General features: G+C 64.9%; 13 protein-coding genes and 1 riboswitch. Of the genes, 5 read left to right on the forward strand and 8 right to left on the reverse strand.

The features are described from left to right. Positions 1–61: 61 nt before the first annotated feature. From GR158_RS09010 to betI, 6 genes are all read right to left on the reverse strand, one after another. Positions 62–1423, reverse strand: coding sequence for a chloride channel protein (locus tag GR158_RS09010; RefSeq protein ID WP_160870812.1), 1362 nt, complete (start codon positions 1421–1423; stop codon positions 62–64). An 84-nt stretch (positions 1424–1507) separates the two neighbouring features. Next, on the reverse strand, positions 1508–3160 hold the full coding sequence (betA, locus tag GR158_RS09015; RefSeq protein ID WP_160870813.1) for a choline dehydrogenase: 1653 nt from the start codon (positions 3158–3160) through the stop codon (positions 1508–1510). A gap of 64 nt (positions 3161–3224) precedes the next feature. Continuing rightward, positions 3225–3785 carry a hypothetical protein gene (locus GR158_RS09020; RefSeq protein WP_160870814.1) on the reverse strand — a complete coding sequence of 187 codons (561 nt, stop codon included), beginning with the start codon at positions 3783–3785 and terminating at the stop codon, positions 3225–3227. Between the two features lie 30 nt (positions 3786–3815). Next, positions 3816–5279, reverse strand: coding sequence for a betaine-aldehyde dehydrogenase (gene betB, locus GR158_RS09025; RefSeq protein WP_160870815.1), 1464 nt, complete (start codon positions 5277–5279; stop codon positions 3816–3818). A gap of 1 nt (position 5280) precedes the next feature. Then, the gene (betC, locus tag GR158_RS09030; protein WP_160870816.1) at positions 5281–6807 is read right to left on the reverse strand and encodes a choline-sulfatase; all 1527 of its coding nucleotides are present in this window, start codon (positions 6805–6807) and stop codon (positions 5281–5283) included. 39 nt (positions 6808–6846) lie between these two features. Then, on the reverse strand, positions 6847–7482 hold the full coding sequence (gene betI, locus GR158_RS09035) for a transcriptional regulator BetI (protein ID WP_160870817.1): 636 nt from the start codon (positions 7480–7482) through the stop codon (positions 6847–6849). A 149-nt stretch (positions 7483–7631) separates the two neighbouring features. Here betI and GR158_RS09040 point away from each other — a divergent pair, with 149 nt between their 5' ends. The 5 genes from GR158_RS09040 (at position 7632) to GR158_RS09060 (ending at position 12309) form a co-directional block, all read left to right on the forward strand. Next, a complete protein-coding gene (locus tag GR158_RS09040) occupies positions 7632–8180 on the forward strand; it encodes an HdeD family acid-resistance protein (protein WP_134651746.1) in 549 nt (182 codons plus the stop codon). 79 nt (positions 8181–8259) lie between these two features. Beyond that, a riboswitch (Fluoride riboswitch) is annotated at positions 8260–8323 on the forward strand. 101 nt (positions 8324–8424) lie between these two features. After that, positions 8425–8814, forward strand: coding sequence for a fluoride efflux transporter CrcB (crcB, locus tag GR158_RS09045; protein WP_134651743.1), 390 nt, complete (start codon positions 8425–8427; stop codon positions 8812–8814). Continuing rightward, positions 8811–9248, forward strand: a complete 438-nt coding sequence (locus GR158_RS09050; RefSeq protein WP_134651741.1) for an EamA family transporter — start codon at positions 8811–8813, stop codon at positions 9246–9248. Before crcB ends, GR158_RS09050 begins: the two co-directional genes overlap by 4 nt. Before the next feature lie 122 nt (positions 9249–9370). Then, positions 9371–11203 (forward strand): bifunctional diguanylate cyclase/phosphodiesterase, encoded by a 1833-nt coding sequence (locus tag GR158_RS09055; RefSeq protein ID WP_160870818.1) that lies wholly within the window; start codon positions 9371–9373, stop codon positions 11201–11203. A gap of 107 nt (positions 11204–11310) precedes the next feature. Further along, the gene (locus tag GR158_RS09060; RefSeq protein ID WP_160870819.1) at positions 11311–12309 is read left to right on the forward strand and encodes an NAD(P)H-quinone oxidoreductase; all 999 of its coding nucleotides are present in this window, start codon (positions 11311–11313) and stop codon (positions 12307–12309) included. Positions 12310–12312: 3 nt separating this feature from the next. Here GR158_RS09060 and GR158_RS09065 read toward each other — a convergent pair whose 3' ends face one another. Continuing rightward, complete coding sequence (locus GR158_RS09065; RefSeq protein ID WP_160870820.1) at positions 12313–13287, reverse strand: sensor domain-containing diguanylate cyclase; 975 nt, start codon at positions 13285–13287, stop codon at positions 12313–12315. A 149-nt stretch (positions 13288–13436) separates the two neighbouring features. Next, positions 13437–14174: a DUF3750 domain-containing protein gene (locus GR158_RS09070; protein WP_160870821.1), complete on the reverse strand. Its 738-nt coding sequence runs from the start codon at positions 14172–14174 to the stop codon at positions 13437–13439. Positions 14175–14217 lie beyond the last annotated feature (43 nt).

Raw genomic sequence — 14217 nt, forward strand, 5'->3', positions numbered from 1 at the left:
AAATAGTGGAAAATTATGGTTGCACGAGACTATATTTGGGTCTGCAATGAGGGAGAGGCTGTCATGGTGCGGCGGGCCGCTCGGCGTCGGCCCGCTGGTGTGCCCGGCTGGCGCGGATCGAGTCGGCAATGAAGGCGCGCGACAGGCCGTGGTAAAGCGGCTCGGATGAGATGAACCGGGCCGCGATGTAGCCGAGCATGGAGGCCGCCATCAGTGCGATGACGCTTTCCCGGCTGTCCGACATCTCCAGGATGATGACGAAAGCCGTCATCGGCGCCTGTACCACGCCGGCGAAATAGCCCGCCATGCCGACAAGCGCCCCCAGCGAAATGCTCGCGCCGAGCAAGGTTGCCACGGTACTGCCGAAACCGGCGCCGACGGAGAGCGAGGGGGCGAAAATGCCACCGGGAATACCCGACATCATGGAAATGAAGGTGGCGGCAAGCTTCTCCAGAAAGAAGAAGGGCGAGGGGGCCGTGCCTTCCACGGCAGCACGCGCCTGCTCGTAACCCGTGCCGAAGGTCGCACCGGAGGACAGGATGCCGAGCAGCGCGATGGCAAGCCCGCTAGCGCCGGCCAGCATCAGCATGCGGCGGCGGATATCGGGCTGCGCCCAGCGCTTGATGCGCCGCGCTCCGCGAAGTGCGGCCGTGCTGAAGATCGCCCCGAGCAGGCCCCCGCCGATGCCGCAGATCACGACCATCCACCAATCGGAGGCGTGCAGGGCGGCGGACGGAGCACCGCCGAAATAGGTATAATTGCCGTTGAGGCCGAGCGCGGCGATGCCGGCGAGGATGACGGCCGTCAGCACCGCGCCATTGGTGCGTGACTCGTAAGTGCGACTCATTTCCTCGATAGCGAAGACAATGCCCGCGAGCGGCGTGTTGAACGCTGCCGCAATACCCGCCGCCGAGCCCGCAAGAATGAGGCCGCGGGCTTGCTCGACGCCGCCCCACCGCGCCGCCTGCAGCATGATCGAGGCGCCGACCTGGACGGTCGGCCCCTCGCGCCCGATGGACGCGCCCGACAGGAGGCCGGTGATGGTCAGCACGATCTTTCCGACGGCGAGTTTGAGATTGAGCAGGCGCGCGCGGTCTTCACGGTCATGCAGATGCCGCGCGGCGATCGCCTGCGGAATGCCGCTGCCCTGCGCGTTTGGAAAGAACTGCATGGCCAGCCATGCGCAAAGCACGAAGCCGAGCGGCGTGATGACGAGCGGCAGCAGGAAGGTCCATTGCCCGGCCGTGCGCGCGGTGCTGAACAGATGCTGGGCGACATCGGCAAGCCGCGCAAAGCCGACGCTGACGGCGCCGATGGCCAGTGCGCCCAGCCAGAACACCAGCCGCATGCGCCAGACCTGATACGAGCCCCACATTGCGCGGCCGCGGCGCAGGAGTTTCGACTTGCTGTAATATCGTGACATGGCGGCACACTGTCACGCTCGTCACGCAGGCGACAAGACGCGGGAACGAATTTTCCCGCATCCGGCCTGCCAACGATGCGGGCTTTACCGATCGCTCACCGCCGCCCGCGGATTGACCCAGGGCTCCTGGTTGGAGCGGGCAAGCGGCTGGCGGCCGAGGATGTGGTCGGCGGCCTTCTCGCCGGTCATGATCGACGGCGCGTTGAGGTTGCCGTAGGTCACATGCGGGAAGATCGACGAGTCGGCCACGCGCAGGCCATCCACGCCGATGACGCGGGTCTGCGGGTCGACCACCGCCATCGGGTCGTCGGCCGCGCCCATGCGGCAGGTGCCGCAGGGGTGGTAGGCGCTTTCCAGGTGTTCGCGCAGGAAGGCGTCGATCTGCTCGTCCGTCTCGACGGCCGCGCCCGGCTGGATCTCCGGGCCGCGGAACTCGTCGAAGGCCTTCTGGCCGAAGATCTCGCGCGTCAGGCGCACGCAGTGGCGGAACTTGATCCAGTCTTCCTCGTGGCTCATGTAGTTGAACCGGATGACGGGATCGGCCATCGGGTCGGCGGACCTGAGCGTCACGTTGCCGCGCGATTTCGACAGGTTGTAGCCGACATGGACCTGGAAGCCGTGGCTCTTGGCCGCCGCCTTGCCGTCGTAGGAGATGGCGACGGGCAGGAAGTGATACTGGATGTCAGGCTGCTTCAGCCCCGGCGCGGAACGCAGGAAGGCGCAGGCCTCGAACTGGTTGGACGCGCCGAGCCCGCCCTTGGACAGCAGCCATTGCGCGCCCGCCACGCCCTGCCAGAACCACGGCAGCCAGGAATAGAGCGAGACCGGCTTGGTGGAGATCTGCTGGAAGTAGAACTCCATATGGTCCTGAAGATTGGCGCCGACGCCCGGCCGGTCGACCTTCACTTCGATGCCCATGTCCTTCAGGTGCTGCGCCGGGCCGATGCCGGACAGCATGAGCAGCTTGGGCGAGTTGAAGGAGGAGGCCGAGACGATGACCTCCTTGTTGGCCCGCACCACCTCGACAACGCCGTTGCGCTCGATCTCGACGCCGACGGCCCGGCCGTTCTCGATGACGATCTTGCGCGCGAAGCACCGCACCAGCGAAACATTCGGCCGCTTCATGGCGGGCCGCAGATAGGCATTGGCCGCAGACCAGCGCCGGCCGTTGTGGATGGTCTGCTCCATCAGGCCGAAGCCTTCCTGCTTGGAGCCGTTGTAATCCTCGGTCATCTCGAAGCCGGCCTGCTGGCCCGCCTGGATGAAGGCGTGGAACAGCGGGTTCGTCATGGGGCCGCGCTGCACGTGCAGCGGCCCGTCGGTGCCGCGCCAGCCGGCCTCGCCGCCATGCGAGGTCTCCATGCGCTTGTAGTAGGGCAGCACGTCCGCATAGGCCCAGCCCTGCGCGCCGAGCTCCTCCCAGCGGTTGAAGTCCTCCGCATGGCCGCGCACATAGACGAGGCCGTTGATGGAGGACGAGCCGCCCATCACCTTGCCGCGCGGCGCGGTGATGCGCCGGTTGTTGAGGTTCGGCTCGGGCTCGGAGAGATAACCCCAGTTGTAGCGCTTCATGCTCATCGGCCACGCCAGCGCCGCCGGCATCTGGATGAACGGCCCGATATCCGAGCCGCCATATTCCAGCACCATGACCGTATGCTTGCCGTCTTCCGAAAGCCGGTAGGCAATGGCCGAACCGGCCGAGCCGGACCCGATGATGATATAGTCTGCGTTCTGCATGGCGGTTCTTCTTCAGTTGTTGCAGCGGGTCGGTTGTAAACGGTGAGAGAGGTACGCTGAATTGCTAGAGGCCATCGGGGTGGTCCGATAGCCAATCCGCATATTTGTGTCGGAGAGTTTGGACATGTGCGTGCGATGTCGGGAAGAGATCAAAGCCGCCGTCATAGGGTGCGAAGATCGCGCCATTGGCGCGCTTGAACCATAAGATGGGTCCTGTAAGATCCTTCGCAATCTGCCACAGCAACCGGCGAGATGATCCAGTCTTCCACTTTATTGGACATACATAGGTGGTCCACTCAAAATCGTCGTCCAACTCCGTGATTTTCAAGGCCGCTATGCCTTTGGTTTTGGTTGCGAGACGCTGGCTGTCGGTATCGCCCCTGCATTCGACGAGCCAGCACTCTGATCCATGTCCCAACATGTCAGTTGCCAGTTCATCTGCCCGGCTCAGGATTATGTTCTTTTCCTCCGGCGTCTCTGCATAGCGCTTTGAATTGGGCAGTGCATGGAACCTGAGCCAAGGGCGGAGACGCTCTGCACGAAGATGGTGTGCGAGCGGCCCCGTTGCGCCGATATGCTGAGCCCAGTCGCTAGCAAAAGCTGCTGCTGTCTGGTTCTCAGGCATAGCTGTTCCCCCAAAAAGACTGGTGCCGGATCAATACGGCGCCTCGACCTTGCCCATGGAGACGTAGACCGTCTTCAGCTCCGAATAGTGTTCCAGCGCGGCGAGCGAGTTCTCGCGGCCGAAGCCGGATTGCTTGGAGCCGCCGAAGGGGATTTCCACGGGGGCGAGGTTGTAGGTGTTGATCCACAGCGTGCCGGCCTCCAGCTGGTCGACCACGCGGTGGGCGCGGGTGATGTCGGACGTGAAGACGCCGCCGGACAGGCCGAATTCCGTGGCATTGCCGCGTTCGATGACCTCGTCCTCGTGATCGAAGTCGAGCACGCACATGACCGGCCCGAAGATCTCCTCGCGTGCGATGGTCATGTCGTCGGTGACGTCGGCGAAGACGGTCGGCTGGATATAGGTGCCTTCGGCTGAAACGTCGTTCGGAATGCCGCCGCCGGTGACGAGCGTCGCACCCTCGGCCTTGCCCTTTTCGATATAGTCCAGAACCTTGTCGCGCTGCGCCTTCGAGACCATCGGGCCGAGCTGGGTCGCTTCGTCCAGGGGATCGCCGATGACGATCTTTTCCGTGCGCTCCTTCAGGCGGGAGAGGAACCTGTCCTTGATGCCCTTCTGCACGAAGACGCGGGTGCCGTTCGAGCAGACCTGTCCCGTCGAATAGAAATTGCCGAGCATCGCGCCCCCGATGGCGCTTTCGAGATCGGCATCGTCGAAGACGATGAGCGGCGACTTGCCGCCGAGCTCCATCGTCACATGCTTGAGGTCGGAAGCCGCAGCGCCCGCCACCTTCTTGCCCGTCGGCACGGAGCCGGTCAGCGAGACCTTGGCGACATCAGGGTGGTTGACGAGCAGCGGCCCGGTCGTGCGGTCGCCCTGGATGACGTTGTAGAGACCTTTCGGCAGGCCGGCCTCGACAAGGATTTCCGCGATCTTCAGCGCGCCGAGCGGCGTGTTCTCCGAGGGCTTGAAGACCATGGCATTGCCGCAGACCAGCGCCGGCGCGCCCTTCCAGCAGGCGATCTGCTGGGGATAGTTCCAGGCGCCGATGCCCACGCACACGCCGAGCGGCACGCGTTTGGTGAAGGCGAAATCCTGGCCGAGCGGGATGTAATCGCCGTTGAGGCCCGCCGCCGCGATGCCGCCGAAGAATTCGAAGGCGTCCGCACCGGAGGTCGGATCGGCGATGATGGTTTCCTGGATCGGCTTGCCGGTGTCGAGCGTCTCCAGTTCGGAAAGCTCGCGGTTGCGTTCCCGCATGATTTCGGCGGCGCGCTTGAGGACGCGGCCGCGCGCCGTCGGGCTCATCGCCGCCCATTCCTTCTGCGCCCGCTTGGCGGATGCAATGGCCTTCTCCACGATGGCGGGCGTTGCGGCATGGAGCTTCGCGATCACCTCGCCGGTGGCGGGGTAGATGCTCTCGAAGGGCGTGCCGGCGGCATCCTCGATATACTCGCCATCGATGAAGTGCGATGCTTTCGGTTGGGCTCTCATGTCATTCTCCCCGCGGGTAACGTTTGGATTCCTCGAGATTGTCGAGGTTCATGTGGTTGCGCATGTAGCGCTCGGATGCCTTTTGCAGCGGCTGGTGATCCCAGGGATAATAGCTGCCGTTGCGCAGCGCCTCGTAGACCACCCAGCGCCGCGCCTGGCTTTCGCGCACCGCCGCGTCGAAGGCGGCCATGTCCCAGCGCGCCTCGCGCATCTGGCGGAAGGCATCGAGCGTCGCCTTGACGACGCTGTCTTCCGATGTCGCGAGGTTGTTGAGTTCGTGCGGATCGGCGTCCAGGTCGTAGAGCTGTTCGGGATCGAGTTCGCAGTGAATGTACTTCCACTTGCCCTCGCGGATGCCGACGATGGGCGCATAGGAAGCTTCGGCGGCATATTCCATCAGCACGGGCGTCGTGCGCTCCGCGCCGTTGATGACGGGCAGCAGGCTCTCGCCGTCCGTCCAGGGCATCACCGCGTCCATGGAAATGCCGGCGAGGTCGCAGAGCGTCGGCGTCACGTCGAGATTGGAGGAGGGGGCGAGGTGCAGGCCGGGCGCCACGCCGGGACCCGATATCATCAGCGGCACGCGGGCGGACCCCTCGAAGAAATTCATCTTGAACCACAGGCCGCGCTCGCCCAGCATGTCGCCATGGTCCGAGCAGAACAGGATCAGGGTGCGGTCCAGCATGCGCGTGCGCGTCAGCGTGTCGACGAGCTCGCCGACCTTCTCGTCGAGATAGGAGATATTGGCGAAATAGGCCTGGCGCGAACGGCGCACATGCTCGCCGGTGATGGCGAACTTGGCATAGTCGCAGGAGTGCAGGATGCGGGCGGAATGCGGGTCCTGTTCGTCCAGCATGCCGACGTCGGGCAGCAGGTGCTCGCAGTCCTCGTAGAGGTCCCAGAATTTCTTGCGCGCCACATAGGGGTCGTGCGGATGGGTGAAGGAGACGGTGAGGCACCAGGGACGCCGCGCCTCGTCGTCGTTTTCGCGCGAGAGCTGGTAGAGCTTCTGGTTGGCGAGGAAGGCGACCTCGTCGTCATATTCCATCTGGTTGGTGATCTCCGCGACACCCGCGCCCGTCACCGAACCCATATTGTGATACCACCAGTCGATGCGCTCGCCCGGCTTGCGATAGTCCGGCGTCCAGCCGAAATCGGCCGGATAGATATCCGTCGTCAGCCGCTCCTCGAAGCCGTGCAGCTGGTCCGGCCCCACGAAATGCATCTTGCCCGACAGCGCCGTGTAATAGCCGGCGCGGCGCAGGTGATGCGCGAAGGTCGGGATGGAGGAGATATATTCGGCCGCATTGTCATAGACCTGCGTGCGGCTCGGCAGCTGGCCGGCCATGAAGGAGGCGCGGGCAGGGGCGCAGAGCGGCGAGGAGGTATAGTTGTTGCGAAACCGCGCGGAGCGCGCAGCAAGCGCCTTCATGTGCGGCGCACGCAGCCAGTCCGCCGGACCATCCGGAAACAGCGTCCCGTTGAGCTGGTCGACCATGATGATCAGGATATTCGGCTTGGCGGTCACGGACAGGTCCTTGCGTAATGAAACGTTGGTCTCGAATGTCTATCGCGGCTGTATGACGGGTGCGCGTTTGCCCGCGTCGGCGGCCGCAACGCCTGCGACGGCGGCGAGCTGCGCGTCCACATAACTCTCGGTCAGCGCAATGGAGGATTCGATGCTGACGGGTGCGGAGCGAAGGCCCTGCCGGAGATAGAGCCCGTCGATCATCGCCGCCGCGCCGTCGGCGATGGCGGCGGCTTCCTGTGGTGTGCACAGCCGCTTCAGGCTCGACAGCAGGTTGGAATTCAGCCGCCGCGCATAGACGACGAGGAGGCGCCGCACCTCTTCCGAGCGTTGCGCCTCGGTGTAGAAGGCAAGCCACGCCGCCACCGTCTCCGGCGCGAACTGGTGCGCCTGGAAATTGACGCGGATGACAGCCGAAATCCTGTCGCGCGGCGTGGCGGCCTGCCGAAGCCCTGCCACGGCATCCTCGCGCAGCGTGCGCAGCAGGCTGCGGATCGTCTCGATGACCAGCTGTTCCTTGGAGCCGAAATAGTGATGCGCGAGTGCCGGCGACACGCCGGCATGACGGGCGATCTCCGACATGCTGACGGTGAGCGAGCCATGGTCGCCGACGGCCCGCAACGTGGCGTCCACCAGCGCCTTGCGGCGTAACGGCTCCATTCCGATCTTGGGCATCGCGGTCTCCTGACGTTCATCAAGAATATTTTTAATTGATCGATCAATCAATAAAAAAGTTAGAGCCGTTCACACCGCAATCAGATGTCGTGACGCGACCGTTTTTCGTGCTAGGGTCGGGCGTTCTCATCCATTCTTCGAGGTGCATCATGGTCCTCTCCCCTGGAATGAACCCCCTCTCCGAAGTGCGCGCGAAATGGGGCTGGTTCGTCGCCCTCGGCGTCGTCCTGCTCGTCTTCGGCGGCATCGCCGCGGCCAATCTCTTCATCGCCACCGTCGCCTCCGTCTATTATGTCGGCATGCTGATGATCGTCGGCGGCGCGGTGCATCTGGCCCATGCGTTCCAGGTGAAGGCATGGCGCGAGACGATCGCCTGGGCGCTCAGCGCGCTGCTCTATCTCGCTGCCGGCGTGCTCGCCTTCGTCAATCCCATCCTGACATCGGCGGTGCTGACGCTGCTGATGGCGGCGGCGCTGCTGGTGGCTGGCCTCTTCCGCATCTTCGCGGCGTTTCGCGTGCGGCCGGAAAGCGGCTGGGGCTGGCTCCTGGCCGGCGGTATCGTCACGGCGCTGGCCGGCATCGTGTTCTTCCTCGGCTGGCCGGTCAACAGCCTCTGGCTGCTCGGCCTGTTCCTCGCCTTCGATCTCGCCATGCAGGGCTGGGCGCTCATCGCCTTCGGCCTCGCGCTGCGCAAATAGGCGCCCGACGACCGCCCGCCGACCGAACGGTGCTGCGGGCGGCGTTTGACACGCCGGAATGCAAAGCCTAGAAATTCCGGCGTGGGATGGGGATGGCGTTCCCCGACAACCGCCGACGATCGGCTGATAGCGCCTGCCGGACCGGCCGATGACGGCCGTCATGGGCAGGCGCATGTCTTGCGGCCGCCCGAGGGCGGTTTTTTGTTGTCCGGATGTCGAAACAGCGGACCATGAGGCAGCACGCATGAACTATCTGATCGTCTTTCTCGGCGCGGGGCTTGGCGGAGCGGGCCGGCATGGGGTGAATGTGCTGGCCGCGCGGCTGGTCGGCACGGCCTTTCCGGCCGGCACGCTCGTCATCAACGTGCTCGGCTGCCTGCTGATGGGCCTGATCGCCGGTGCCTTCGCCTTGCGTGTGAACCTGCCGCAGGAGGCGCGGCTGTTCCTGACCACGGGCATTCTCGGCGGCTTCACCACCTTCTCCGCCTTTTCGCTCGATGCGGCCCTGCTCTGGCAGCGCGGGGAGGCGGGTCTTGCGGCACTTTATGTCGGCGCATCGGTCATTTTTTCGCTGCTCGCCGTCGCCGCCGGGCTCGCGCTGGCGCGCATCATGCTCGCAGGAGGTGCATTGTGAAGGCGATCCTGACGTCGTGGCAGGTCTGGGCGCTCGGTTCGGCGGTCTTTGCGGCACTGACGGCGATCTTCGCCAAGATCGGCATATCGGAGGTCAATTCGGACTTCGCCACCTTCGTGCGCACCGTCGTCATCCTGCTGGCCATCGCGATGATGCTGACGCTTGCCGGCAACTGGCAGGCGCCCGGCACGGTGCCGCTGAAGAGCTGGATCTTCCTCGTTCTCTCGGGTTTGGCGACCGGTGCATCCTGGCTTTGTTATTTCCGCGCGCTGCAGATCGGCAAGGCCGCGCAGGTCGCGCCCGTCGACAAGCTCTCCGTCGTGCTCGTCGCCGTCTTCGCCGTGCTCTTCCTCGGCGAGCAGCTTTCGACCGCCCACTGGATCGCGGTGGTGATGATTGGCGGCGGCGCCTTGCTGCTGGCTTTTCCCATATGACGTTTTTCTTTTTCAACCCTTTGTAGTCGTTGAAGTTTCATCGAACTGTCACACTACGGAAACGGTTTTTTCAGGGATCGGGCGAGAGACTTCGGCGCAGTGTCAAAGCCCCGGAGCCCACCATGTCCGCCGCCGAACTGCTAGCCCTTCGTCGCTTTGGCGATGGTGAGATCGTCACCCTCGCCAAGCTGGTGATCGAAACGGCATTCCAGCCGATCGTCGAGGCCGCGACCGGCTCGGTCTTCGGCTACGAATCCCTGATGCGCGGCTTCGATCGCCTTGGCTTCCAGTCGCCGCTCGATCTCATCGACCGGGCGCACGAGGCCGGCCAGCTCATGGCGCTGGAGCACATGGTCAACAGCCGGGCGATCGCCGCCTTCGCCGCGCTGCCGGATTTCCGCGCACGCACGCTGTTCGTCAATCTCGATTCCCGCCTCGTGTCCGAAGGTTCGGTTCTTGTCGACCGCCTTGCCGGCCATCTGCAACGCGCCGGCATTCCGGCGTCGTCGATCTGCTTTGAAATCTCCGAACGCTTCGACAACGATACCCTGCCGGACTTCGCCGATCTCGTGCGCAAGCTGCGCCTTGCCGGCTTCAAGCTCGCCATCGACGATTTCGGCGTGGGCCATAACGGCCTGAAGCTGCTGTGCGATCACCCGGTGGATTACCTCAAGATCGACCGGCATTTCATTTCCGGCATGGAGGCCGATGCGCGCAAGCGCCATCTCGTGCGCCACACCGTCAATGCCGCCCATGTGCTGGGCACCCGCGTCATCGCGGAAGGCGTGGAGACGGAGGCGGAGTTCATCGCCTGCCGCGACGCCGGCTGCGATCTCGTGCAGGGCTGGTTCATCTCGCGGCCGGTGACCGACTTTTCGGCGCTGAGCCCGGTCTATCCGCAGGTCGACCGCGCCGGCGGCATCCGCCGCAACTCCCGCACGCTCGACAGCATCCTCATCCGCCGCGAGATCGAGCATGTCGCGGTGCTGCGCGAGAATGAAAGCCTGGAATCCGTCTTCGAGTTTTTCCGGCGCGATCCCAAGCGCACCTTCTTCCCCGTGCTGAACGCCAATGACGAGCCGCGCGGCATCGTGCACGAATATCATGTGAAGGAGCTGAGCTATCATCCCTTCGGCCGCGATCTCCTGAAGAACAAGCTCTACCAGAAGGGCCTCTCGCATTTCGTCACGACGGCGCCGATTGCCGATCTCGACACGCCGGCCGAACAGCTGCTCGACGTGTTCACCGGCATGGGCGGCAACGAATGCGTCATCCTGACCGAGCGCATGCGCTATGCCGGCATCCTCTCGGCATCGTCGCTCATCAAGATCATCAACGAGAAGCGCCTGAAGACGGCGGAAGACCAGAACCCGCTGACCGGGCTGCCGGGCAATCGCTCGATCCGCGATTACCTTCAGGACAAGGCGCTCGACGGCGATCAGCTGCGCTGCCTGTGCTACTTCGACTTCGACAATTTCAAACCGTTCAACGATCACTACGGCTTCCACAAGGGCGATATGGCGCTCTCGCTCTTCGCCTCGCTGCTGCGCCGGGAATTCGTCGGCGACGATGCCTTCATCGGCCATGTCGGCGGCGACGATTTCTTCGCCGGCGTTTCCGGCCGGCCCGTCGCCGACGTGCGCATCATCCTGGAACGCCTGCTTGCCGATTTCAGCCGCGAGGTGCGCCTGTGTTACTCGCCGGAAGACCAGCTCGCCGGCGAAATCCGCGGCCATGACCGCGCGGGGCAGGCGGCGCGTTTCCCGCTCATGCGCTGCTCGGCCGTCGTGCTCGTCGTGCCTGAAGGCGAGATCATCAGCGATGCCGGGCAGATCAGCAGCCGGATCGCCACGCTGAAAGCCGATGCCAAGGCCAGCGCCGTAGGGCTCGTGCTGGCGTCGACATCCGCCCACGACGAGCCTTTGGCCGGCACTGAGATTTCGTTGCCTTCCTGAAGCTCTGCGAAAACATGCGCAAACCGGGGCAAGCGATTCAAAGGATTCACGCTTTCGGCTAGAATCGCTGCAACAAGGAAGACAGCGCAAACGACCGGGAGGTTTCCATGCCCCATCCAAATTCCATGCTCCATGTCGGCCTGAACGGCTTCGGCGGGCCGGAGGCCATGACCGTGACGGAAGGCCCGGTGCCGCAGCCGAAGGACGGCGAAATCCTCGTGCGCGTCGCGGCGGCCGGCATCAACCGGCCGGACGTGCTCCAGCGCAAGGGCGAGTACCCGCCGCCGCCGGATGCAAGCCCCATCCTCGGCCTGGAGATCGCCGGCGAGGTCGTGGCGGTCGGCAGGGACGTGAAGGGTTACGCGCCGGGTGACATGGTCTGTGCGCTCGCCAATGGCGGCGGCTACGCGCAATACTGCGTGGTGCCCGCCGGCCAGGCCCTGCCGTTCCCGAAAGGCTACGATGCGGTGAAGGCCGCGGCGCTGCCGGAGACCTTCTTCACCGTCTGGGCGAACCTCTTCATGATGGCCGGGCTGAAGAAGGGCGAGAGCGTGCTCATCCACGGCGGCTCCAGCGGCATCGGCACGACGGCGATCCAGCTCGCATCCGCGCTTGGCGCGCGCGTCTTCGCGACGGCCGGATCTGCCGAAAAATGCGAGGCCTGCCTTGGCCTCGGCGCAAGCCGCGCCATCAACTATCGCGAAGAGGATTTCGTCGCGGTTATCGCGCAGGAGACGGGCAACGCCGGCGTCGACGTCGTTCTCGACATGATCGGTGCCGCCTATTTCGAGCGGAACCTGAAGTCGCTCGCCCGCGACGGGCGCCTGTCGATGATCGCCTTCCTCGGCGGCGCCGTGGCCGAAAAGGTCAACCTCGTCCCCATCATGACGCGCCGCCTGCATGTCACCGGCTCGGCCATGCGGCCGCGCACGGCGGCGGAAAAGCAGGAGATCCGCGACGCGCTCCTGGCCACGGCCTGGCCGCTTCTGGAAGCCGGGCGCGTCACCCCGGTCATCCATGCCGTCATGCCGTTCGACAAGGTTGCGGACGCGCACCGGATGATGGAAGAGGGCGATCACATCGGCAAGATCGTGCTGACCTTCTGACGGTTACGATTGCGCCCGCTCGATGCGGTCGCGGCCGAGATGTTTGGCGCGATAGAGCGCCCGGTCAGCCCGTTCGAACAGGTCGTCGGCTGCGTTGCCGCAATATTCGGCGACCCCTGCCGACATCGTATAGGTGCAGTCGAGGCCGGGCTGTGGCTCCTCGCGCGGCAGGTGGCGGCGCAGCCGCTCCATCGCGGCCGTCGCCTCGCCGAGGCTCGTGTCGGGCATCAGCACAAGGAACTCCTCGCCGCCGACGCGGGCGAGCATATCGCCGCCGCGCAGGTGCTGCCGGCCGGTGGCCGCGAAATGGCGCAGTACGTCGTCGCCGCGCGCATGGCCGTAGCGGTCGTTGATCGATTTGAAATGATCGAGATCGATGAGCGCGAGCGACAGTGCCGTGCAGTTGTGGAAGGCGTGCTGCATGGCGGCATCCAGCCGCTCCATCGCCGCGCGGCGGTTGAAGAGGCCCGTCAGCGGGTCCGTATCCGCCGCATGCCGCGCCGCCTCGTGCGCGCGCTGCAGCACCTGCTCGTGCGATTTCAGCAGCGTAATATCCGTGAAGACGTGCCACAGCCAGCCGCCCGGAAGCAGCGTCTCGTCCGCCTGAAGCCAGCGCTCGTCGCTGGTCTCGATCTCGAAGACACGTTGCGGGCTGCTGCGCCGCTTCAGCCGGGCCATGGCCAGAAAGTCCTCGATCGGGGCTTCCATTTTCGGGCCGACCCGCTCCAGATGACAGTGGCGCATGATGTCGGCGAAGGTGCGCGCGCCGGGCTGCACGTCGAACAGCAGCTTGAAGGCGGTCGAGCCGTAGGACAGTTCGTCATCCGGCGAAAACAGCGCGAAGGCCACGCCGGAGGCCTCCAGCCCGGAGAGGATCAGACCCGTCGTCGTGCTGTCACGCAGCAGGGACGGCGGAAGAATCGTCTCCAGCGGCATCTCGCCATGCTCGATCCATCCTTGCCGGCTGTTTTCGCTCATCTTTTCCTCCAGCGACAGAATCGCCGCCCGCCGGTGACGATAGCGGCGCTTTGCACCGGAAGCGAGCAATGTCGTGATTGCGCCGCGCGTTTGTCGTTAATACGCTATGAACTTCAGCCTCTCCTGATCCATTCCGGCACGAAAACCGCTCAGATGCCGATACGGCCGATGGCGGGGATCTTGATGGCCGGGCGCATCAGGTCGACGCCCGCGACGAGGCCCATGATGTGGAGCTCCAGGCCGCTGCGCAGGCCGGCGGAAACCCCGAGCAGGCCGTAGAGCGTGGCATGAACGTCCCTGCCGTCCGCGTCGAGCGCAAACAACTTCCCCTCGGGCAGGTAGTCGCGCCCCACCGCGTCCGGCGGCAGCACCACGCCGAGTTCCGGCACGGAGCGCAGCACATGCGCGACGAAGGTGTTGGAGTTCGGCCCCGGCCAGATGCGGTAGGCGCCGGGCGTCGCATAGGGATAGTCGGCGATCGCCTTCTCGATCTTCGGGATCAGCCGCGCGGCCTCGTCGCCGCTGACGGACACCACGACGCGCGGCGTGTTGGAATACCAGTAGGCATCGGGCGCATAGCCGTTCTTGCGCACGGGCGTGCCCCAGCCGACCTTGTCATAGCGGTTGTAGCCGGCCGCGTTCGCCTCCTTGGTGACGATCCAGGCGTGGCTGGCGACTGCACCCTTCATGCCGCCCGTGGCAGCGGAGAAGATGTGGATCGTCGCCTGCGGCGTGTCCTTCGCGGCGGGCAGGATGCCGGCGGACTTCCAGTTGGCCTCGCGCCAGCTGTGCGGCCGGTCCTTGATGTACCAGTAGCCTGCCGAGGCGAGCGCCGGCATGAGATAGATGACCAGGAACAGGACCAGGACGTTCCTCAGAAGTTTCATGCGGGGCATCTCCGAAAATCGCGTGTGCGCAACCGTGTTTTCG

The sequence above is a fragment of the Shinella sp. AETb1-6 genome (assembly GCF_009826875.1).
GTDB classification, from domain to species: domain Bacteria; phylum Pseudomonadota; class Alphaproteobacteria; order Rhizobiales; family Rhizobiaceae; genus Shinella; species Shinella sumterensis.

Bases quoted from the DNA above. Each gene is read 5' to 3' on its own strand.
- betA (WP_160870813.1), bottom strand. From the start codon at position 3,160: ATGCAGAACGCAGACTATATCATCATCGGGTCCGGCTCGGCCGGTTCG.
- GR158_RS09060 (WP_160870819.1), top strand. From the start codon at position 11,311: ATGCCCCATCCAAATTCCATGCTCCATGTCGGCCTGAACGGCTTCGGC.
- GR158_RS09040 (WP_134651746.1), top strand. From the start codon at position 7,632: ATGGTCCTCTCCCCTGGAATGAACCCCCTCTCCGAAGTGCGCGCGAAA.
- GR158_RS09010 (WP_160870812.1), bottom strand. From the start codon at position 1,423: ATGTCACGATATTACAGCAAGTCGAAACTCCTGCGCCGCGGCCGCGCA.
- GR158_RS09070 (WP_160870821.1), bottom strand. From the start codon at position 14,174: ATGAAACTTCTGAGGAACGTCCTGGTCCTGTTCCTGGTCATCTATCTC.
- betI (WP_160870817.1), bottom strand. From the start codon at position 7,482: ATGCCCAAGATCGGAATGGAGCCGTTACGCCGCAAGGCGCTGGTGGAC.
- GR158_RS09020 (WP_160870814.1), bottom strand. From the start codon at position 3,785: ATGCCTGAGAACCAGACAGCAGCAGCTTTTGCTAGCGACTGGGCTCAG.
- GR158_RS09055 (WP_160870818.1), top strand. From the start codon at position 9,371: ATGTCCGCCGCCGAACTGCTAGCCCTTCGTCGCTTTGGCGATGGTGAG.
- betB (WP_160870815.1), bottom strand. From the start codon at position 5,279: ATGAGAGCCCAACCGAAAGCATCGCACTTCATCGATGGCGAGTATATC.
- GR158_RS09065 (WP_160870820.1), bottom strand. From the start codon at position 13,287: ATGAGCGAAAACAGCCGGCAAGGATGGATCGAGCATGGCGAGATGCCG.
- crcB (WP_134651743.1), top strand. From the start codon at position 8,425: ATGAACTATCTGATCGTCTTTCTCGGCGCGGGGCTTGGCGGAGCGGGC.